The sequence below is a fragment of the Chromatiaceae bacterium genome (assembly GCA_024235395.1).
Classification (GTDB): domain Bacteria; phylum Pseudomonadota; class Gammaproteobacteria; order Chromatiales; family Chromatiaceae; genus Thiosocius.
Map to the genome: position 1 here is coordinate 821129 of JACKMK010000002.1, position 20587 is coordinate 841715.

Consider the following 20587-nt stretch of genomic DNA (forward strand, 5'->3'; position numbering starts at 1 on the left):
CGTATGCCGGATCTTTTGGTTCCAGTATAGAGCACGCAGCGGGTTTCGACCGTGCTCGTGCGGGTCCTTGCGCGGTGGTGGCGTCGACTGTCAGCTTTTTTTCCGCCGGCGCCGCCTGGTGCTCGATCTGTCGTGAGACAGCGTTGCCAATACGCTGAAAACAAAGCGAATAAATTTTTCGGTATGGGTTTTGCTCGGATTCAGTCAAAGGCATCGGTCCCGTGCGATGCCCGGCCAGCTCAGATGTAGGAGGTGTTGGTCATGAACACGCGGTTTGGTATTCAGCCCGGCGATTCCGGGGCGCCCGAAGGTCGCTCGCAGGTGATTGCGGCGCAGAGCATGGACAGCCTGTCTGGCTGTTTTTCGAGGCCACGCGACCCACAGTATCCGCCGGCGGTCGAACGGCTGGTGTTTCCGCGTGTCGCGGATCGGCTCGGTCGCCCGATGCGCGATTGCGCCGGTCGCTGATCCCGGGTACAGGCGCGACCCGGGACAGCCGGATCGCAGTGGATGCCGCGGAGCGATCGATTGTCACCGGGCGGTGTCGACCCTCGCGCGGTCAGCGCGAGACCAACGTCATCAGCCGGTCGCCCCGGCGCAATCGGATCTGATTCACGCCGCCCTGGGCGGCATCGTGCAATTCGCCGAGTGTCCGCACCCGGACACGGTTGACCTGAAACAGCACGTCACCGGCGCGCAGGCCGCTGTTCCACGCGGTGCTGTCTTCGTCCACCCGGCCGATCGCGATCCCCGGATTCCTGCCCAGACCCGATTCGTCGACGACCTCGCCGAGCAGTGCCCCGTCGAAACGGGAATGCACCTGGCCGCCGCTGACGTAACCCTCGAACGGATCGGCGATCCGCGCCGCGAGTCGCTGACTCCGGCCGTCACGCAGAATGTCGAGATTGACCTGGTCGCCAACACGCATCAGCGCGAACTGGGTGTGCAGATCGGTCGCACTGCGTACCGTGTGCTCGTTCAGATGCACGATCAGGTCGCCTGCGCGCAGGCCGGCGCGTGCGGCTGAAGAGTCCGGCTCCACGCCGGTAACGACTGCACCTTTGCTATCGGGAGGCAAGTGCAGGGCGCGCGCCAGGTCGGGGGTGAGATTCTGGGTCGATACGCCGAAGGTGCCGCGTTGTACACCACCGAACTCGACGATCTGGCGCCTGATGGCCGCGGCCATGTTGATCGGGATCGCGAACCCGATGCCGACGTTGCCGCCGCTCGGCGCCAGGATCGCGGTATTGATGCCGACCAGTTCACCGCGCAGGTTGACCAGGGGCCCACCGGAATTGCCGGGGTTGATCGAGGCGTCCGTCTGGATGAAGTTCTCATAGCCTTCGATACCGAGACCGCTGCGTCCCAGTGCGCTCACGATGCCCGAGGTCACGGTCTGGTTCAGGCCGAAGGGATTGCCGATCGCCACCACGAAATCGCCGACGCGCAATGCATTCGAATCCGCCAGAGGAACCGCGACCAGGTCGTCGGACGCGACCTGTAGCAGCGCGACATCGGTTTCGGGGTCGGTGCCGAGGAGTTCCGCCTTCAGCTCCCGCCCGTCGTGCAGGGTGACGTAGATCTCGTCTGCCTGCTCGATGACATGGTGATTGGTCAGGATGTGTCCCAGGCGCGCGTCGACGATCACGCCCGATCCCAGGCTCTGGTTGCGTTTCTTGCGGGTCTCGCTGGGCAGTTCGAAGAACCAGCGGAAGAATGGATCGCGCAGCAGCGGGTGGTTTTCGGCACGCACCACGCTGACCGTTGAGATGTTGACCACGGCCGGTGTCACTTTCTCGAGCATCGGCGCGAGGCTCGGCAACGCCTGGCCGTCCATCTCGGCGGGCAGCGCGGCCCATGCCGGCAGGGTGCCGAACAGGCACAGACACATCAGCAGCACATGGCCTGTCTGGCGCATGGAAGCGTGACTCCTTCGTTTGCCCCCGGGCGATCTTGCGACCGCCAGGGGGCGTCGACTCAAAGGCTCTGTCAGGCCGCTTCGACCTTGCTCTCGATGAGTTTCTCTTCGCTGCCGCGGATCTGGATGCGCCGCGGCTTCATCGAATCCGGTACCTCGCGTACCAGGTCGATGTGCAGCAGGCCGTCCTTCAGTTCAGCGCCGTCCACGCGCACGTAGTCCGCGAGTTGGTAGCTGCGCTCGAAGTTGCGGTTGGCGATGCCACGGTGCAGGAACCGGCGGTCGGCAACATCGGCGTCCTTCTTGCCGGTGACCGTCAACCGATTCTCCTTCACCTCGATGTCGATCTCGTCCGCGGTGAAGCCGGCGACGGCCATGCTGATCCGGTACTGGTCCTCGCCGGTCAGTTCGATGTTGTACGGGGGGTAACCACCGGCCTCGGCGCGATTTGCCGTCTCAAGGGCGTGAGCGAGGCGGTCGAAACCGATGGCGGTGCGGAACAGCGGGGTGAAATCAAAAGTCGTCATGGTTTTGTCCTCATGCAAAGCAACAAAATAGAAAAGGCGTTCGTAACGAACCGCCGTTGCACGGGCCCGTGAAGCACCCGTGGCGGGGAGATAGGGGCGGCCGGATGCTTTTCAAGAGGTCGGTCGGCGGCGTGGCAATCGGCGCACGGCGAGTTTCTCGAGTTCGACCAGCCATAGAACGCTCGATCCGACCAGGACGATCAGACCCCAGACCCCGGGCGCCAGCGGCGCGGTGCCGAACAGTGCATGGCTCAGCGGCAGGTAGGTGAAGCCGAGCTGGAACAGCACCAGTATGGCCACGGCCACCAGCACGTATCGATTGCCGAGCAGGCCATCGCGGCTCAACACGGGTTCGACGATGAAGCGCGAGTTGAACAGATAGAAGATCTCGAACATCACCAGGGTGTTGACCGCCACGGTGCGCGCGTGCGCGATGTCGGACCCGCGTCCTATGTCCCAGATGAACAGCCCGAAGGTGCCGGCGACCAGGATCAGCGCGACGAACAGGATGCGCCACAGGAACAGCGGCGTGAGCACCGGCATGCGCGGGTCGCGCGGCGGTCGCCGCATGATGCCGCGCTCCGGTGGCTCGAATGCCAGCGCGAGCGCCAGCGTGGCGGCGGTGATCATGTTGACCCACAGGATTTGCACCGGGGTCAGGGGAAACGCCTCGAAACCGAGCAGGATCGCGAACAGGATCACCAGCGCCTCGCCGCCGTTGGTCGGCAGGATGAACAGTATCGCCTTGCGCAGGTTGTCGTAGACCGTGCGTCCCTCCCTGATCGCGTTGACGATGGTCGCGAAGTTGTCGTCGGTCAGCACCATCTCGGCCGATTCCTTCGCGACCTCGGTCCCGCTCCGCCCCATCGCGACACCGACATCGGCGCGTCGCAACGCGGGGGCGTCGTTGACCCCGTCTCCGGTCATCGCGACCACGCGACCGTGCGACTGCAGCAGCTGCACCAGGCGCAGCTTGTGTTCCGGCGTCACGCGGGCATAGACATCGATGTCCTCGACCCGGGCGCTCAGCTCGCTGTCGGTCATCGACGCGATGTCCTGGCCGGCGAGCACTTCGGCGGTATTGCGTACGCCGATCTGGGCGGCGATCGCACGCGCAGTGACACGGTGATCGCCGGTGATCATCTTGACCCGGATCCCGGCCCCCTGACAGGTCGCGACCGCATCGATCGCCTCGGGGCGGGGCGGGTCGATCAAACCACACAGGCCGAGCAGCTGCAGCCCCTGTTCGACGTCGGCGAAACGCAGTTCCTGCGGTTGGCCGTCGGCGTGCTTCATCGCCACGGCGATCACCCGATACCCTTGTTCACCCAGTCGCTCCATGCGCGCCTCCCAGGCCGCCACGTCGAGGGAAGCGCCGGCCGGGTGCGTCGCCGACCATTCCGCGCTGCAGTGTTGCAGCACCTGTTCGGGCGCACCTTTGACGAACAGGAACGATTGCCCGTCGTGACTGTGGTGCAGCGTCGCCATGAACTTGTGTGCCGTGTCGAACGGGATCAGGTCGGTTCTCGGGTAGCGCTGCGCCTCGAGGTCGGGGTCGAGACCGGCCTTGATCGCCGCTACACCGAGCGCGGCCTCCATCGGATCGCCCTGGATGACCCAGCGTCCGTGCTGGTTGTGCACACTCGCGTCATTGCACAGCAGCAGCGCACGCAGGCTCTGCACCGCGCCGGCGTGCGTCTGCGGATCGATCTCCCGGCCATCCTGGCTGAAGCCGCCGTGTGGATCGTAGCCGGTACCGCGGACCTCGAAATCGCCGGTGGGCAGGGCCAGGGCCCGCACGGTCATCTCGTTGCGTGTCAGGGTGCCGGTCTTGTCCGAGCAGATCACCGACAAGGTACCGAGGGTCTCGACGGCCGGAAGACGGCGGATGATCGCGTTGCTCGACGCCATGCGTTGCACGCCGATCGCGAGCGTGATGGTCATGATGGCGGGCAGTCCCTCGGGGATCGCGGCCACCGCAAGACCGACCGCGGCGAGGAACATGTCACTGGCGGTGTAGTCGCGCACCCAGACGCCGTAGACGAAGCTGAAACCGGCCAGCGCGACGATCCCCAGCGTCAGCCATCGGCCGAACTCGGCCATCTGACGCAACAGCGGCGTCGTGAGCTGTTCGACCTGTGCGACCAGCGTGCTGATCCGTCCCAGCTCGGTGTCGCGCCCGGTGGCGACCACCACGCCCAGTCCCTGGCCGGCGGTGACCAGGGTGCCCGAGTACGCCATTGGGCGGCGGTCGGCGAGGACCGCGTGTTCGGCGCAGGCGTGAGCGCTCTTGTCGACTGGCGTCGATTCTCCGGTCAATGCGGCCTCGTCGATGCGCATGCCGTGTGCGTGCAACAGTCGCAGGTCGGCGGCAATCTTGTCCCCCGCCTGCAAAGGCAGGATGTCGCCCGGCACCAGATCGGCGGTGTCGAGCGTGACGCGCCGCCCGTCGCGGATGACCAGGGAACGGGATGCGAGCATCTGCCGGATCGCCGCCAGCGCATCCTCTGCCTTGCCTTCCTGGACATATCCGATCAGCGCGTTGACCAGCACCACGCCGAGGATCACCGCCGTGTCGACCCAGTGCTGCAGCGACGCGGTGACCCCCGCGGCGCCGAGCAGGACATAGATCAGCACGTTGTGGAACTGCGCCAGCAGGCGCATCAGGCGGCTGCGCGGCCGGGTCTGCGGCAACCGGTTGGGTCCGTACTCGGCGAGGCGTCGTGCCGCCGTGTCCGATTCCAGCCCGGATTCGCGGCTGCCGAGCACTTCGAGCACCTCGGAGGTCGGCATCGCGTGCCACACGGGACTTTGGGTCTCTATCGGCCTATCCGTGTCCATCAGTCTGCCGACTCGAACCTGTGTGGCGGGATGGCCGTTTTTTGATCAGAGCCAGCGCACCAGATAGTAGATCCGCTGGCTCTCCGATGAAACCGACGGGCCGTAGACGACCGCCGGATGCAAGCGCCGCTCCGGATCGGCCTTCGCGTGCGCGGCCTCTGCGCTGTCGACGACCGTGACACAGGCCTCGGGATAACGCTGGCGCGTCTTGCGCGGCGTCTTGATCAGCGCAAAGCGTTCCTGCAGCGAGACGGATTCGGGATCGACGATGACATGCGGCATGGTCCGATGGTAACACCCGACGCCCGGTACGTCGCACGTGCCGGCGGCATTCCTGGAGGGGTTTCGAAAAACGCCCTGTGGCCCACTAGAGGTAGTAGAGCAACAGCGAGAGTCCGAGCAGCGAGGCGACCCAGATCACCATGCTGCCGGTTGGCCAGGTGGCAGCCAGCACGCCGTAGGATCCGTGGTGCCGTGACAGGCCCTGCAGTATCAGGTGCAGTATCCGCATCGCGAAGGCACGCAACGCCCGGTCGATCGGGGCCAGCCTGCGCAGACCGGCCTGTACGGCGTCCGGCACGACGCGGCGGTAAAACCAATCGGCGTCCAGGTTTACCGAGCGCAGCTCCGGTGGATAGATGCCGGCGAGCTTCAACCAGGTAAAGGCAAGCGCCGAAAACGCCAGCAGTTGCAGTTGCGCGAGGACGTGGCTGACATCGTACGGCGAATAATCGGTGGCAAATGGCAGCAAGCTGTACAACAGCCCCGGGAAACTGCCGATGGCAATGCACAGCGTCGCCGCCAGGGTCATCGCGATCAACATGTTGCGCGGTGGTTCGTGGGCATCCGCGACGAAACGTGAATCATGGGAAAAGAAAGCGAAAAACGGGATCTTGATCCCGGCGTGGTGGAACACACCCGCGGAGGCGAACAGCAGTGCCAGCCAGACGAAGGAATAACCCTCGCTGATCGCCGCGCTGACCACCATTGACTTGCTGACGAAACCGCTGAACAGCGGGAAAGCCGAAATGGATGCCGCGCCAACCATGCAGAGCATCGTGGTCTTCGGCATCTTCTTGTACAGACCGCCGAGTTCGGAACCACGTATCTCACCGGTGACGTGCAGCACGGCACCCATGCTCATGAACAGCAAGCCCTTGAAGATCACGTCGTTGAACGCATGCGCGACCGCACCATTGAGCGCCAGTTCCGTGCCGATGCCGATGCCGACCACCATGAAGCCGAGCTGGTTGATCAGGCTGTATGCGAGCACGCGGCGTAGGTCGTTCTCGATCACCGCGTAGAAGATCGGAAAGCAGGTCATCAGGGCCCCGATGTAGACCAGCAGCTCGGTACCTGCGAAACCGCGTGCCAGCGCATAGATCGCGACCTTGGTCGTGAAGGCACTGAGGAACACGGTACCGGTGGCGGTCGCCTCGGGATAGGCGTCGGTCAGCCAGCCGTGCAACATCGGGAATGCGCTCTTGATGCCGAACGCAATGAAGATCAGCCAGCCACCCGGCGCGTCCAGGCCGATGTGGTCGAACGCAAGGCCCTGTCCGGCCTGCGCATAAAGGATGACCCCGGCGAGCAACAGCACCCCCGATCCGATCTGCACCACCAGGTAACGGATGCCGGCGGCGAGTGCACGTTCGTTGCGGCGGGCGAAGATCAGGCCTGCCGAGGTCAACGCAAGCAGCTCCCAGTAGATGAACAGCGTCAGCAGGTCGCCAGCGAACACGGCGCCGACCGCGCTGCCGGCATAGGCCAGCGCCGTGGTGTCCTGAAGACGGTCCCTGAGATGCAATGCGAAGAGCACCCCGATGAACGCCGCGAGGTGGAACAGGTAGGCGAACAGGATGGCGAGCCCGTCGACCCGCACCGGCGTGAGGCTGTATCCGAGCATCACGACCTGGGTGGTGGTGCCCGGTTCCAACTGGTAGACGCCATAGGCGCCCAGCAAGGGTGCAGCGAGCATCACCGCGGCACGTAGGTGGCCGCGGACGAACAGCGTCAGCAAGGCGCCCAGAAAAAGCGGTAGCGCGGGTGAGGCGTCAAGCATCGCCGTCCTCGCCGTGATCGTCGTAGTAGCACTCGTCGCGTTTCAACAGCGTGCGCAGTTCCTTGGCCAGCAGTACCAGCAGGACGCAGGCGACGAACCCGTACAAGGCGTAGAAACCGAACACGTCCTCCCAGGGATGGACGACGTGCCGGTGCAATATCAGATCGAGGCCGATCAGCACGATGCACAGTGCAACCAGTCCTCGCACCACGCGGCGGACGTTGCGCGGTTCATCGAACAGGTAGCGTCGCTGCCGGTCGCCGCTCATCGTGTGATCTCCCCGGCCACCTGATACACGGGGTCGGCCCAAAAGAACAGCGCCACGCATCCGACCGCAGTCACTCCGATCGCGATCAGGCTGGCCAGGGGTGCCTCCCGGATACCGTCCTGCGCCGCGGTCGGCTTGCGGAAAAAACCACGCACCGGGATGGACACCAGGTAGGCTACGTTCAACAGCGAACTCAACAGCAATACCGCGGTCAACAGCCAGGCGCCGGTGTCCAGCGTGCCCTGTACCAGCACCCATTTGCTCCAGGTGCCGCCCAGTGGCGGTAGTCCGACGATCGACAATGCGCCCACCAGAAATGCAAACATCGTCAGCGGCATGCGCCGACCCAGGCCGTCCAGTTCGCTGACCCGGGTCTTGTGCGCGGCGACCAGGATCGCCCCGGCGCAGAAGAACAGGGTGATCTTGCCGAATGCGTGCATCACGATGTGCATGCTGCCGCCGACCACGCCAGCGGTTGCGCCGAGCATGGCGCCGAGCACGATGTAACCCAGCTGGCTGACCGTCGAATAGGCCAGCCGCGCCTTGAGGTTGTCCCGGGTCATCGCCACCAGCGAGGCAATCAGGATGGTGAGCGCGGCCAATGCGGCGAGCAGGTCCGCGACCATCAGGTCGGCGATCACGTCGATGCCGAACAGATAGACGACCACCTTGAGTATCGTGAATACACCGGCCTTGACGACCGCGACGGCGTGCAACAGTGCGGAGACCGGTGTCGGTGCGACCATCGCTGCCGGAAGCCAGCGATGAAACGGCATCAGTGCGGCCTTGCCGGTGCCAAATACGTACAAGGCGAGCAGCACGCCCAGCATGACGCCGTCGACCTGGCCGTCGAACACCCCGCCACGGGTGAACTCCAGGGTCCCGGTCAACTGCCAGGTCCACACGGTCGCAAGCAGCAGCAGGCTCACCGAGGTCCCCATCAGTATGCCGAGGTACACGCGTCCCGCACGGCGCGCCTCGTCGGTGCCGGCGTGGGTCACCAGCGGATAGGTGGCCACCGTGAGGATCTCGTAGAACACGAACAGCGTGAACATGTTCGCGGCGAAGGCGATCCCCATGGTCGCACCGATCGATACCGCGAAGGCCGCAAAGAAACGCGTCTGGTGCTGTTCGTGGTGGGCGCGCATGTAGCCGACCGCGTAGACCGAGGTGACCGGCCACAGGAATCCCGCGACCATCGCGAACAGCAGGCCGAGGGGTTCGGGCTCGAACGCCAACTGCAGTCCGGGAAAGGGTTCGGCGAGTACCAGGCGTGACGGGTTGTCCCAGTCGAGCGAGCGATACAGGGCCACGACGAGGAGAAAGAGCACGATACCCGAGGCGACGGTCAGCGATTCGCGCAGGTTCGGTCTCGCGCGCGCGACGACCACGGCGCACGCCGATATCACCGGCAGCGCGAGAATCCAGGCGAGTAGCGCGACGCCGCTCAACCTCCACCTCCCAGCAACGCGGTGGCGGCGCGCGTCGCGACGCCGGCGCTGACTTCGGTAAAGATGCCGAAGTAGAAGTTGGTCGCGACCAGGAACCAGATCGGCAACAGCATCGACAACGGCGCCTCGCGGACCGGCGGCGCCTCGGCGGCCGGTTCGCCGAAGTAGGCCGCTTCGATCAGTTTCCAGACATACACCAGCGCGAGCAGAGTGCCGGCGAGGATCAGGAGGGCCACGGGCCACAGTCCCTGCTCCATCGTCGCCAGCACCAGATACCATTTGCTGACGAAACCGACGCTTGGCGGGATGCCGATCAGACTGAAGCCGCCGAGCACGACAGCCGCCATGGTCCACGGCATGCGGCGGCCGAGGCCGGCGAAATCGCCCAAGGTGACGCGGCCGATGCGATACACGATCGCGCCCAGGGCGAGGAACAATGCGCCTTTCATCAGGGCATGGTTGAACAGGTGCAGGATCGCGGCGCTCACGCCGAGCGTCGATGTGAGGCCGATGCCCAGCACCATGTAGCCGATCTGCGCGACGCTGGAATACGCGAACATGCGCCGGATGTCGTCCTGGTAGACCGCGACCAGCGATGCCGAGAATATCCCGATCATCCCGAGCACCATCAGGATGTCGTCGAACGGCATGCGCTGCAGGGCGAATTCGGCGCCGAACACCTCCAGCATGAAGCGCAACAACGCATAGACCGCGACCTTCGTTGCGGTGCCTGCGAGCAATGCGCTGACCGTCGAGGGTGCATGGGCATAGGCATTCGGCAGCCACAGGTGCAAAGGAAACAACGCCAACTTCAGCCCCAGACCGACGGTGAGAAAAGCGAAGCCCGCACGTACGGTGCGCGTATCGGTCACCGATGGCAGTCGTTCGGCAAGATCCAGCATGTTCAGGGTGCCGGTCATCATGTACAGCAGGCCGATACCGATCAGGATGAAGGTCGCACCGATGGTACCCATCACCAGATACTGGAATGCGGCGCTCAGGGCGCGGCGGTCGCGCCCCATGCTGATGGCCGCGTACGAAGCGAGCGACGAGATCTCGAGAAACACGAACAGGTTGAAGGCGTCGCCGGTGACCGTGATGCCCGCCAGTCCCGCGACCACCAGCAGCAGTGTCGCGTAGAACCGTGCGATGAGTCGCTCTGCGATCTCCGACTGCACACTCTCGCGCGCGAAGGTCATGACCAGCGCGGCGATCGCCGTCACGACCAACAGGACATAGGCGCCGAGCAGATCGACGTGATATTCGATCCCCCAAGGGGGTGCCCAGCCACTCAGGTGGTAGCTGACGGGACCTCCATCGACCACCTGGACCAACAGCGCCACGGCGGCGATGAACCCGAGCCAGGTGGAGACGAGTGCGACAAGCCATGCCGGCCCGGGGCGGTCGATCAGGACGCACAATGGCGCGCCCAGCAGCGGCAGGACCACCGCGAGCACCGGCAGGTGGTCTATGAGGGTCAAGTCTCCGACTCCGCGGATCCGTCATTGGGACGTGCGCCCGGTGCGTCCGCAGATTCGGCATCGCGGGCCTGGATCTCGTCTTCCTCGACGCTGCCGTAGGCCTCCTGGATACGCACTATCAATGCCAGGCCCACCGCAGTCGTGGCGACCCCGACCACGATCGCAGTGAGGATCAGCACGTGCGGAAGCGGGTTCGAATAGTCGCCAAGCCCCGCAATGAAGATCGGCGCATTGCCGTCGGCCACCTTGCCGATCGAGATATACAGGATGAACACCGAGGTCTGGAACAGCGCCAGGCCGATGATCTTCTTGACCAGATTGCCCTGTGAGATGACGACGTAGAATCCCGCCATCATCAGGAACACCACGATCCAGTAGTTGTACAGACCGGGCAGGCTACTCATGGAATCCGTCTCCGTCCGGCGAGCGCGTAGAACACGGCCATCACCACCGAGAAGACGGTGATCCCGACACCCAGTTCGACCAACATCACGCCGAGGTGCTGGCCGTCGACCGGGTCTGCCGCGAGGGCGCTGTAGTCGAGAAAGGCATACCCGCGCAGCATCGCGAACAGGCCGACCGCGGCATAGATCAACACACCCAGCGCCGCCAGTCGGTGCAGCCAGCGCGGAGGGACCACCAGGCGGGCGTCACCGTCACCGAAAACCAGGTCGTACAGGATGAAACCGGTTGCGAGGATCACGCCGGCCTGAAAGCCGCCCCCGGCACCGAAATCGCCGTGAAACTGGACGTAGAGCGCAAACAACAGGATCAGCGGCAGCAGCATCTTGACCACCACGCGCAGCACCAGGTGTTCGCCGATCGCCGAACTGCCGGGACGCGTACCCGGTCCGTCCTGGATACCGAGCAACAGCAGGACGCCCAGGCCGGCGGTGAAGATCACGAATGTCTCGCCCAATGTGTCATAGCCGCGATAACTGGCGAGCACCGCCGTCACGATGTTCGGCATTCCTACCTCGGTCGGCCCCTGCTGGATGTAGCGAGGTGCGACGTGCACATGTGCCGGGGCTGTCGGGTCCCCGAGCAGTGGCGCATCGAGCGTCGCGTAGACCAGCGCCGCACCGGTTACCGTGACCACCATCAGCGGCAGCAACGGGCTGTGCCTCGGGCGTTTTTCCCAGCGGGTGGTCAGGCGCAGGCTGGACAACAGCAGTACCGTGGTCACGCCGGCACCGACCGCGGCCTCGGTGAACGCCACGTCGACTGCATCCAGGTCCATGAACAACGCGGCCGTCATGAAACTGTAGACACCGAACAGCATCGCGACCGCGAACAGGTCACGCTGGCGGATCGCGGCCACGGCGATCAGCACCAGGAAACCCAGCACGAAGACGTCGATCAACCCTTCGATGACCGATCCTCCTCCGCCGGGTCGGTGTCGTGGATCACCAACGGCTTGTGGTCGCCGTGCAGGGCCGCCTTGGCCATCGCATGGGTCGCGGTCGGGTTGGTGGCCAGGATGAGCAGAAGGATCAGGAAGACCTTGATCAGGTCGGCCGACCAGTCCATCTGCAGCATGAGTCCGCACAACAACAACGGTGTCGCGAGCGTCTCGGTCAGGCCGGCGGCGTGTACCCGGGCATAGAAGTCCGGCAGGCGCAGCAGTCCGACCCCACCGGTGAGACACAAAATGCCGCCGGTGAGAAAGCAGAGGCTGCTCAGCAGTTCCAACGGCGTGCTCACAGTTCGCCCCCGCGCCGCCGTTGCGGCGGGTCGTTGTCGCTGTATTCGAAGAATCGCATCACGGCGATCGTGCTGACGAAATTGACCATCGCATACAGCAGCGCGATGTCCAGATAGCTGTGCCACGACAGGGCATAGCCACCCAGCGCGATCAACAGCACGGTCTTGGTTCCAAACGCATTCGCGGCGAGCATCCGGTCGTAAGCGCTCGGCCCCTCGAACGCACGGATCAGGGCAAGGATCATCGTGACCAGCACAGCGGCTATCGCGGCGCTCAGCATCGGCTCATACCTTCAACCGCAGGATGCGCCGTTCCATCTCCCCGCAGCGGAGTTCGTCGATACCTTCTTTGTACAAGCTGTGCACCATGAAGTGGTCGTCGTTGACATCCGTGGTCAACGTACCGGGCGTCAGCGTGATGGAGTTGGCGTAGAGGGTCTTCTCGAACGGTGTCGTGACGCGCGTGTCGAGTCGGGTCCAGGTCGGGTGGATCGGCATCCGTGGGTCCCAGATGCGGCGTGCGAGATCGATGTTGGACTTCACTACCATCCAGAACAACCATGGCAGGTACCCCAGAAGGCGGAGGTTCGGGTACAGGATGCTCGGGTCGTGATCGGTAGCATCCATGCGTCGCAGGAACCATACCGTCAGCAGTACCGAAAACAGACCGAGGGACAGCATGAACGCCGAGAACAGCCCGGACAGCAGCATCCAGAATCCGAAGAGCATGACGGTCGCGTAGAGGTAGCGCATATTCGATCTGTCGTTGGTTCCCCGCCAAAACCTGACGGGCACGGGCTTACGGTTTCCCGTTCAAAGCTAGTCAATCACCGACGACCTGGCAATCCGAGGGGTGGCTTCCGCCATGTGGGCAGCATTGATTTTTTCGATCCAGACCCTTGTTCCGGGCCCCTTTCCCGGCGTCGTGCGGCGGTCGCCAACGGCCGGGACGCCGGCTTGGCGAAGCCGGCAATGCCCGTTATGCTGCCGGCAGACCGCGGCGCAAGTCGCGGCCGTGCGGCGTATCAGTCAATCCAGCATCAGGACCCGGACTTGATCGGACCAGTCAGCAACAAGACCCTGTCGGCCTGTGCGCGGCACGAACGTGCGATCGGAGCGCTGGGCAGCAGCAACGAGATCTTCTTCAATCTCGATGCGCGCCGTGTCTACTTCGACCGAAGCCTCGGTCATCTGTATTTCTGCGCCACCCAGGACGACCTGATCCCGGCGACATTGCGTGCGGTGTTTTCGGGCATGGGCAGCGGCATCGTCGTCGAACAGCTGCACCTCGACGAACATCGCTGTTTCAACGCGGCCCGGCGGGTCACCTTGAGCGCCGATCAGGCCGGTGCGGCACTGGTCGCATTGCGTCTGGCGGGGGTGAGGGCGACCATCGCCTGAGCCAACCGGGCCTGGATCTCGAATCGATGATTCAATCCGGGCGTGCCCGCCGCAACAACGCGTCGATCCCCGGATAGTCCGGTGGTGTCACCTCGAACTTGCGGCCTGCGCCGCCCCAGGATTCGCCGGCGGCGAGTTGCGCCAACAGCTGCGTCCGGTCACCGAACTGAATGCCGCCGACCGAGGCGATGCCGCGCGCGAACAGCGGGTCCGGCGCGCCGCTGCCGCTTGGGCCGATCAGCTCGATGCGTACCCCACCGCCGAGTGTTGCGAGCAGTTCGTCAAGACTGTCGTTGACCAGGGTCGACGCGGTGCATAGCACCTGGCTGCAGGCGCGCAGGTCGGCGGCCACGGTGGTTGCGGTGATCCCTTCGCGTGCCGGAATGCGTTGGGGCACCCGTTCGAGCACCACGACCTCGGCCCCTTTGCCCAGCAGTCGGTCGACCAGAGGGCGGAAGTAGCCGACCATCCCGACCCGGTTACCCGCCGGCGGCCACTGTTGGGCTGCCGCGGCGGCGCGGTCCGGTGGTACATAATGCGCCCTGCGGTACAACGCTGCGCTCAGCGCATTGTAGGCACCAAGTGCCAGGGCGCGTTCCGGCAGCCCGCGCTCGGAGAAACCCGTCAACAGCTCAGCTGTGTCCGCGCTGAACCGTGCCGGTTCCGGGTAGCGGGTCCGCAGCTGCTGCAGCATCCCACCCATGCTCACGTAGAACGGACCGACGCTGCCGTCGGCGAGGAACACAAAGCCGAACTCGTCGCGGAAGTCCTCGTCGTCCACCGGCGTCGGCAGGTGCATGCCGGCGATCTGCGGATGCCCCAGATGGCGCGCGATACGTTCGCCGATGCGCTGGTAGTCGTCGTTGATCGACATCCTGCTGCCCCTCGTTCCCAGGCTGATAGGTTGTTTCAAGCACCGCGCGTCGGCGCTACTCCGGGTAGTTCCACACCCGCCAGTCGGCGAACAGTGGGAAGTACAGCGCGAGACGAATCGGACGTGGGTCGATCTCCCGCACGATGCGCGCATAGTTCTCGAGTTGATCGCGGTAGCGCGCCTGCTCCTGGTCGAGGAAGGCCGCGCGATCGCCGGCCAGATGTTCGCCGGTTTTGTAATCGATGATCCAGCGTACACCGTCATGATCGACGAAACTGCGGTCGATCACATAGTGCCGCGGATGGCCATCGAACATGGTCAGCGGCCACTCGCAGCGCGCCTCGGCGTGGTCATCGAGGATCCAGCGACCGGTCGGGTCGGCCAGTGTCTGCTGCAGTGCCCGCAGTGCCTTGTCCAGTGCGCGATCGAGTTCGGCGGGGGCGACCCCGAGGTTCTGCAGGCCGCTGCGCAGGGTCGTGTCGAGTTCCTGTGCACGTTGCGTCGGCCAGTGTTCGATGCCCTCGGTCGCGATGCGCTGCAGCAGCCGGTGTACCAGGGTCCCGACATGCCGTGCGCTGTCGCCGGCCCAGTCGAACTCGATCGCCCCGGCGACCTCGCCGGCCGGTTGCGGCACTGCGGTCGGGGGTTCGCCTGGCGGCAGTCGTGCCTGCCAGTCCGCGGCGAGGCGCAGTTGTGCGTGCGGCGCGGTCGATACGCGCGGCGGCACAGATCCTCCGCCCGGCGCGAGCCCGGTGAACGCCGCACCGACCACCGGCCACAGGCGTTCGAGCAGCGAATCCGCCTGCGGTGCGCGCGGCTCGCCGTTCGCGTCGAACACGATATGCCCGAGCAGGTGCAGACGGCGCCTGGCACGCGTCGCGGCGACGTACAGCAGTCGGGTCGTCTCGAGGCGATCCTTGTCACGTTCGAGTTCGCGCAGGTAAGCCGAGATCGGTTCGTGATCGCTGCCGACCGCACGAATCGGCGCCATCAGCAACTGTGTCTGGCCATCTGCGGAAGGGCGCTCCAGCCAGTACAACAATTCACTGTCGCGGCCGCGGGGACGGCGCCCGAGACCGGGCAGTATCACGCTGTCGAACTCGAGTCCCTTGGCCTTGTGCATCGTCATGAGCTGAACACGGCCGTCGGCGTGGCTGTCGGGCGCGGCGTACAGGCCGTCCAGGGCGCTCGCGAGGCGCGTGAAATCGACCAGTCCGCCGGCCTCGGCGCAGTCGTCGAGCAGACGCAGGAAGGCCTGCGCGTCATCGGCCGCCGCATCGCCGGCGGCGGCAAGCCCGCCCAGGCGCAGCCAGATGCCCTCGATCCACTGGCGCAAGGGGCGCCGTCCGCGTGCCGGCAGCTGACCGTCGAGCAGGGCGATCAGGCGTTCCACACGTCGTCGGCCGTCGCTGCTGAGCGCAGTGCGCAGGCCCGGGTCGCGTAAGCGCGCCGGGATGCAGTGGTCGGGGTCGCCACCGATCGTCAGCAGATCCGGCAGGTCGAGGCCGAGCCAGGGTGTGCGCAGCACCACCGACCAGGCGAGGCGGTCTGCCGGATGCAACAAGGCGCGCGTCAGGTGGTAGAGATCCTGGACCACCGGGCGCTGGGCGAGCGGATCGACCTCGACCGCCTGGAAATCGATACCGGCGTCTTTCAGTGCGGCCGCGATCGCATGCAGGTGGCTGCGCGCGCGCGCCAGTACCGCGACCTCGCCGTCGGTCGTCTCGGTGAGCGCGGCGCGTACCAGATCGACCACGCAGCGCGCCTCGGCCTCGGTATCGGCACCCGCGAACGGGTGCACCTGGACCGCCCGCGCATCGCCGCCGTGGTCAAAGGCGACCGCCGGCGCATAGGGCACCGCACCGCGGCCCACGTCGGTCGCGGCCGGCATCACGTCCGGAAATCCGCGGTTGACCCAGTCGACGATCGCGCGGTTCGAGCGGAAGTTCACGCTCAGGGTCAACGGGGTCAGCGGCAGGCCGCCGATGCCCTGTTCACGTGCGGCCAGGTACAGGCCGACCTCCGCCTCGCGGAACCGGTAGATCGACTGCATCGGATCGCCGACCGCGAACAGGGTACGGCCGTCGCCGGGCATCCAGCCGGCCGTCAGGGTCTCGAGCAGCCGGTACTGGCTGCTCGAGGTGTCCTGGAACTCGTCGATCAACAGGTGGCGAACCCGGTAGTCGAGGCTCAGCGCCAGGTCGCTGGGTGCCTGCGGCGTGCCGAGCGCGCGCTGGGCACGCATCTGTATCTCGGCGAAATCGACCTCGCCCTGTTCCCGGAAGACCAGCTGCAACTGCGCGCTGGCGTGCAGCAGTACCTGCAGCAGGCCGGTCAGCACGGCCTGCTGCCGCGCATCCGGACCGTGCAGCGGCAGAGTCCTCACCGCGGCCCACAGCGCGCGCTCGTCCGGCGCCTCGGCGAGCCGCGCGGTGAGTGTGGCGATCTCGGCCTTGGCCTGTTGCCGCTGAGCCTTCGTGGCGCCGTCGATGCCTTTCTCGCTGGGTGCGGGGAAGCCTTGCCGGGCGTTCCAGCTCTTGCGCGGCGTCGCGTTTGCGGTCAACAGCAATTCGGTCAGGGCGCGCCACGCCGGCAGCGCCTCCCAGTCGGTGCCGAGCGCGCCGGGCGGAGGCTCGCCGAGCTGGTCGGCGGCCTGCGCCGCGATAGTCTGCAGACGGGTCAGCCAGTCGGGCGGGCAGGTCGATCGCAGGTGCGCGAGGTGATCGGTGACGGCCGCACCCAGGGCCTGCTCGATGGCACTGCCGTCGGGCGAGGCCAGCGCGTGCGCGAGCCACTGGTCGCGGCGGGCGAGCAGTGCGGTGAGCAGGTCCTCCAACTGCGCCTGGCGGTTGTCGAGATGCGTCAGCACCTGCGCGAGGTCGTCGCCGAGGTCGCGATCGTCGAGCATGCGCAGCGTCGCACGCGCGGCATCGCGGTAGTGCGTCGCCGCCTGTTCGGTCACCTTGGGTACCGCACCGAGCTCGCTGGTCAATGGCAACTGCCGGGCGAGCGACGCGGCCATCGAGTCGAACGTCTGGATGCGCAGGCGGTTGGGATTGGCCGCCAGCCGCCAGTCGCCGGCATGGTCGCGATCCAGCACGCGACGTGCCAGTTCCCAGGTCTGCCGGCGGTGTGGCTGGTCCGGCCGCGCGGACTGTGCGGCGTCGAGCGCCGCCAGCACGCGATTGCGCATCTCGGCGGCCGCTTTGCGCGTGAAGGTGATCGCATACACCTCTTCGGGATGGTCCACCTCGGCCAGCAGGCACAGGTATCGCTGGGTCAGCAGCTCGGTCTTCCCCGAGCCGGCCGGTGCCTGGACGATGAACGATGCAGCGGTATCGAGTGCCCGGGCACGCTGCGCGGCGTCGGCAACGTCATTCATCGGCGACCTCGGACGGCTGCTCGGCGAGCCCCGTATCCTGCACGCGGCACAGGGCACCGAACGGACAGTAGCTGCATGCCGCCGGCGATGGTGTGGGATCGGCGCGACCGGCGCAGACCTCGGCGGCGAGTGCATCGAGTGCGGCCCGCCAGCGCGTCAGCAACGCCGGCCAGGCGATCGCCTGATCGGCATCGTGGGCCGGGTCGACACCCGGTGCCACGCCCTGTTCGCGGCTCACGCCGACGAAACCGCAACCCTTGGCGTCGCGCCTGACCCGCCCGAGCAGCGCGGCATCGACCCGTTGCGGATCGCTGATGCAATACAGCGGCAGCTGCGGTTCGCTCAGGCGCGCATCGAACCAGCCGGCGTTGCTGACCTCGCGGCCGGTCTTGTAGTCGATCACCACCAGCCGATCTCCGGCCAGCCGGTCGATACGGTCGGTACGCAGCCGCAACCGCAGGCCGCCCAGTTCGACCACGCGCTCCTGCTCGAGTGCGGCGATCGCGAACGGGATCTCGCGGCGACGCTCCACGGCCAGCCAGTCGAGCACCAGGCGTGTCAGGCGTTCCGCCTCCAGCGCCTTGAAACGCGGCGTGAACAGATCCGGGCGGCGCCGGCCGAGGTCGTCGAGGGTCGCGGCGGCGAGCGGTGCGACCCGTGCGGCGAGTGCCGCGTCGTCGTGCGCGGCGAGTGTCGTGGCATCCTGCAACACGGACCAGACGCGCTGCAGCAGTTCGTGCACCAGGGTGCCGAGCAGCGCGCCGTCGATCGCATGGGACGGCTCTTCCAGCGGCGTCGCGGCCAGCCGGTACTGGGCGAACGCACGGAACGGACAGGCCGCCTGGGCACCCAGCAGTGCGGCGCCGCCGCGTTGCTCGGGAGGCGCCGGTGGCGCCTGTGGCGCCGGCATCGGGTCGTGCGCTCGCGGTGTCGTACACCCCGGGTGCAGCGGCGAACCGGCGAGGGTCGGTGTCTGCGCGAGTGGCCAGTCGCCGATCAACGGGCTCGGTCGACGCTGTTGGTCACCGTCGCGCAGCGCGTGGCTCGCGATCACCCGGGGCGCGGCGTTCGCGAGTTCCGTCGTCAGTCGGGCGGCGAATGCGTACTCGCGCTCCGCCGAGGCGTGCGGCATGCCGAGTTCGCGCTGCAGGCCGGCCGGCAGCAACGGGTCGGGACGTGGCGCCGGTGGCCAGTCCTGGTCGTGCAGGCCCAGCAACCAGACGGCGTCGAACGCGATCCCGGCGGCCTCGAGCGGACCGAGGATGCGGACCGGTGTCGCCGGCGATTCCGCCTGGAACAGGGTCTCGGCGGCCAGTGCGCGCAACTGACGCAGGGCCTCGCCGAGCGACATGCGTGGCCGCACCTTGGCCAAGGCGGCGAATTCGCTGAACAACCGGAGCAGGCGCTCGCGGGTCTGGAACTCGTAGCTGTCGAGGCCCTGGTCGCCGGGCCAGCCGAGCACCGCCAGGGCGCGCTGCAGGTGCGCGGCCCATCGTTCCGGACCCTCCATGGCCGGCAGCGTCCGCTGCAGCTCGATCAGTCCCTGCAGGCGGGCTGCGAGGTCGCCGCAGTGACGCCGGTCGGGGGGGCTGTACTGGCCGATTCGATGGTGCAGCCGGGTGAGATCGATGCGCGGCACGCGGTCGGCCCGCAGTGCGGCGTCCAGCAGGGCGCGCGCTGCCCATTCGGTGGCATGCCCGCCGACGAACGGACTGCGCAACAACTGGCCGATCGCCGCCAACGGCTGGTCGCCGTGCAGCAGGTCCAGCGCGAGCAGCGCGTGGGCGACAAGGGGTCGCTGCGCCAGCGGTTCGCCGAGCGAGATGTCGAACAGCGCCGGGCGCGGCCCCTGGGTCAGGTAGGTGTGTGTTGTGAGTACCTCGTCGAAGATCCGTTCCAGATCCTGGCGACGCGCCCCGATCTGTACACAGACGATGCCGATCCGCGCCCGCGGATCGGCCTGCAGGCGCTCGCGGGCCCAGTCCGCCGCAAGGCGGATCTCGTGCTCGTCGTCGTCCGCGGCGATTCGCTGACGGATGGCGGCGCGGGTCGGCGGACGGTGTTCCGTGACCGTGACGCCGTGCGCACGCAGCGTCTCGAACAGCGCGGTCTGTGCCGGTGCCAGGGTGTCGAAGCCGCTGTGCACCAGGCGTTTCGGCGGAGGGATCACGGCCCGCGCGAATGCCTGCTGCAACAGTGCCGGCAGCGATGCACCGCTCATGAGGCCGCGCCGTCGCAGCACGTCGTCGAACCTGTGTCGCCAGGCGAGAAAACGGCGCCCGTCGTCGCCGGCACGTTCCGCCAGCACGTCGGCGTCGAGTCGCCAGTCGTGCAGCAGTTGGTAAGTCGCACGCGCGGCCTGCGCCGCGGCGGCCGGTCGCAACAGCGGCCCGGCATCGGGATCCTGTGCAATGACCTCCTGCCAGAGAAGCGCCTCCTGGGCGGGGTTGAGCAGATCGAGCGAGGTCTCGCCGGTATCCAACAGCTGTTCGTAGCCGCGCCTCAGCCAGGCGCTCCACGGCAGGATGTCGGCGCTCGGCCAGACGTGCCGACCGGCGTCCGCCTGCGCGGCGTCGAAACGCGCGCGCAGTTCGCCGGCGAGGCGCTGGTTGACGGTCAGCAGGGTGGTCTCGTCGTCGAGCGCGTCGAGTGTCCAGGTCACGATGGGTCGGGGCTGC

Annotated in this window: 18 protein-coding genes; 2 read left to right on the forward strand and 16 right to left on the reverse strand. The window is 66.5% G+C overall.

Annotated elements, in window-relative coordinates; genetic code table 11:
• Positions 1–261 precede the first annotated feature (261 nt).
• Positions 262–468 (forward strand): hypothetical protein, encoded by a 207-nt coding sequence (locus tag H6955_11870; GenBank protein ID MCP5314254.1) that lies wholly within the window; start codon positions 262–264, stop codon positions 466–468.
• 91 nt (positions 469–559) lie between these two features.
• On the opposite strand, the gene H6955_11875 is transcribed toward H6955_11870, so the two are convergent.
• The 13 genes from H6955_11875 to H6955_11935 all read right to left on the reverse strand — a co-directional run bounded on the left by H6955_11875 (position 560) and on the right by H6955_11935 (position 13005).
• Positions 560–1918, reverse strand: a complete 1359-nt coding sequence (locus H6955_11875; GenBank protein ID MCP5314255.1) for a DegQ family serine endoprotease — start codon at positions 1916–1918, stop codon at positions 560–562.
• A 71-nt stretch (positions 1919–1989) separates the two neighbouring features.
• Positions 1990–2445, reverse strand: coding sequence for an Hsp20 family protein (locus H6955_11880; GenBank protein MCP5314256.1), 456 nt, complete (start codon positions 2443–2445; stop codon positions 1990–1992).
• A 111-nt stretch (positions 2446–2556) separates the two neighbouring features.
• Positions 2557–5286, reverse strand: coding sequence for a cation-transporting P-type ATPase (locus H6955_11885; GenBank protein MCP5314257.1), 2730 nt, complete (start codon positions 5284–5286; stop codon positions 2557–2559).
• A gap of 45 nt (positions 5287–5331) precedes the next feature.
• A complete protein-coding gene (locus H6955_11890) occupies positions 5332–5568 on the reverse strand; it encodes a hypothetical protein (GenBank protein ID MCP5314258.1) in 237 nt (78 codons plus the stop codon).
• Between the two features lie 85 nt (positions 5569–5653).
• Positions 5654–7348 (reverse strand): Na(+)/H(+) antiporter subunit D, encoded by a 1695-nt coding sequence (locus H6955_11895; protein ID MCP5314259.1) that lies wholly within the window; start codon positions 7346–7348, stop codon positions 5654–5656.
• The gene (locus H6955_11900) at positions 7341–7616 is read right to left on the reverse strand and encodes a hypothetical protein (protein MCP5314260.1); all 276 of its coding nucleotides are present in this window, start codon (positions 7614–7616) and stop codon (positions 7341–7343) included. Before H6955_11900 ends, H6955_11895 begins: the two co-directional genes overlap by 8 nt.
• Positions 7613–9067: a monovalent cation/H+ antiporter subunit D family protein gene (locus tag H6955_11905; protein MCP5314261.1), complete on the reverse strand. Its 1455-nt coding sequence runs from the start codon at positions 9065–9067 to the stop codon at positions 7613–7615. Before H6955_11905 ends, H6955_11900 begins: the two co-directional genes overlap by 4 nt.
• Positions 9064–10548 (reverse strand): monovalent cation/H+ antiporter subunit D family protein, encoded by a 1485-nt coding sequence (locus H6955_11910; protein MCP5314262.1) that lies wholly within the window; start codon positions 10546–10548, stop codon positions 9064–9066. Before H6955_11910 ends, H6955_11905 begins: the two co-directional genes overlap by 4 nt.
• A complete protein-coding gene (locus H6955_11915; protein MCP5314263.1) occupies positions 10545–10952 on the reverse strand; it encodes a cation:proton antiporter subunit C in 408 nt (135 codons plus the stop codon). The genes H6955_11910 and H6955_11915 overlap by 4 nt, the downstream gene beginning before the upstream one ends.
• Positions 10949–11920 carry a DUF4040 domain-containing protein gene (locus H6955_11920; GenBank protein ID MCP5314264.1) on the reverse strand — a complete coding sequence of 324 codons (972 nt, stop codon included), beginning with the start codon at positions 11918–11920 and terminating at the stop codon, positions 10949–10951. Before H6955_11920 ends, H6955_11915 begins: the two co-directional genes overlap by 4 nt.
• Positions 11908–12252 (reverse strand): monovalent cation/H(+) antiporter subunit G, encoded by a 345-nt coding sequence (locus H6955_11925; GenBank protein MCP5314265.1) that lies wholly within the window; start codon positions 12250–12252, stop codon positions 11908–11910. The genes H6955_11920 and H6955_11925 overlap by 13 nt, the downstream gene beginning before the upstream one ends.
• The gene (locus H6955_11930) at positions 12249–12533 is read right to left on the reverse strand and encodes a pH regulation protein F (protein ID MCP5314266.1); all 285 of its coding nucleotides are present in this window, start codon (positions 12531–12533) and stop codon (positions 12249–12251) included. The genes H6955_11925 and H6955_11930 overlap by 4 nt, the downstream gene beginning before the upstream one ends.
• Positions 12534–12537: 4 nt before the next feature.
• Positions 12538–13005 carry a Na+/H+ antiporter subunit E gene (locus H6955_11935; protein ID MCP5314267.1) on the reverse strand — a complete coding sequence of 156 codons (468 nt, stop codon included), beginning with the start codon at positions 13003–13005 and terminating at the stop codon, positions 12538–12540.
• Between the two features lie 300 nt (positions 13006–13305).
• Between H6955_11935 and H6955_11940 the strand changes: the two genes are divergently transcribed.
• Entirely contained in the window at positions 13306–13653 is a 348-nt protein-coding gene (locus H6955_11940; protein ID MCP5314268.1) for a hypothetical protein, read from the forward strand.
• A 31-nt stretch (positions 13654–13684) separates the two neighbouring features.
• Here the strand turns inward: H6955_11940 and H6955_11945 are convergent, their stop codons facing one another.
• From H6955_11945 to H6955_11955, 3 genes are read right to left on the reverse strand one after another with little or no spacing between them, the layout of a single operon-like run.
• Positions 13685–14527: a hypothetical protein gene (locus H6955_11945; protein MCP5314269.1), complete on the reverse strand. Its 843-nt coding sequence runs from the start codon at positions 14525–14527 to the stop codon at positions 13685–13687.
• Between the two features lie 55 nt (positions 14528–14582).
• Positions 14583–17909, reverse strand: coding sequence for a UvrD-helicase domain-containing protein (locus H6955_11950; protein MCP5314270.1), 3327 nt, complete (start codon positions 17907–17909; stop codon positions 14583–14585).
• Positions 17902–20571, reverse strand: coding sequence for a PD-(D/E)XK nuclease family protein (locus tag H6955_11955; protein MCP5314271.1), 2670 nt, complete (start codon positions 20569–20571; stop codon positions 17902–17904). Before H6955_11955 ends, H6955_11950 begins: the two co-directional genes overlap by 8 nt.
• Between the last annotated feature and the right edge of the window lie 16 nt (positions 20572–20587).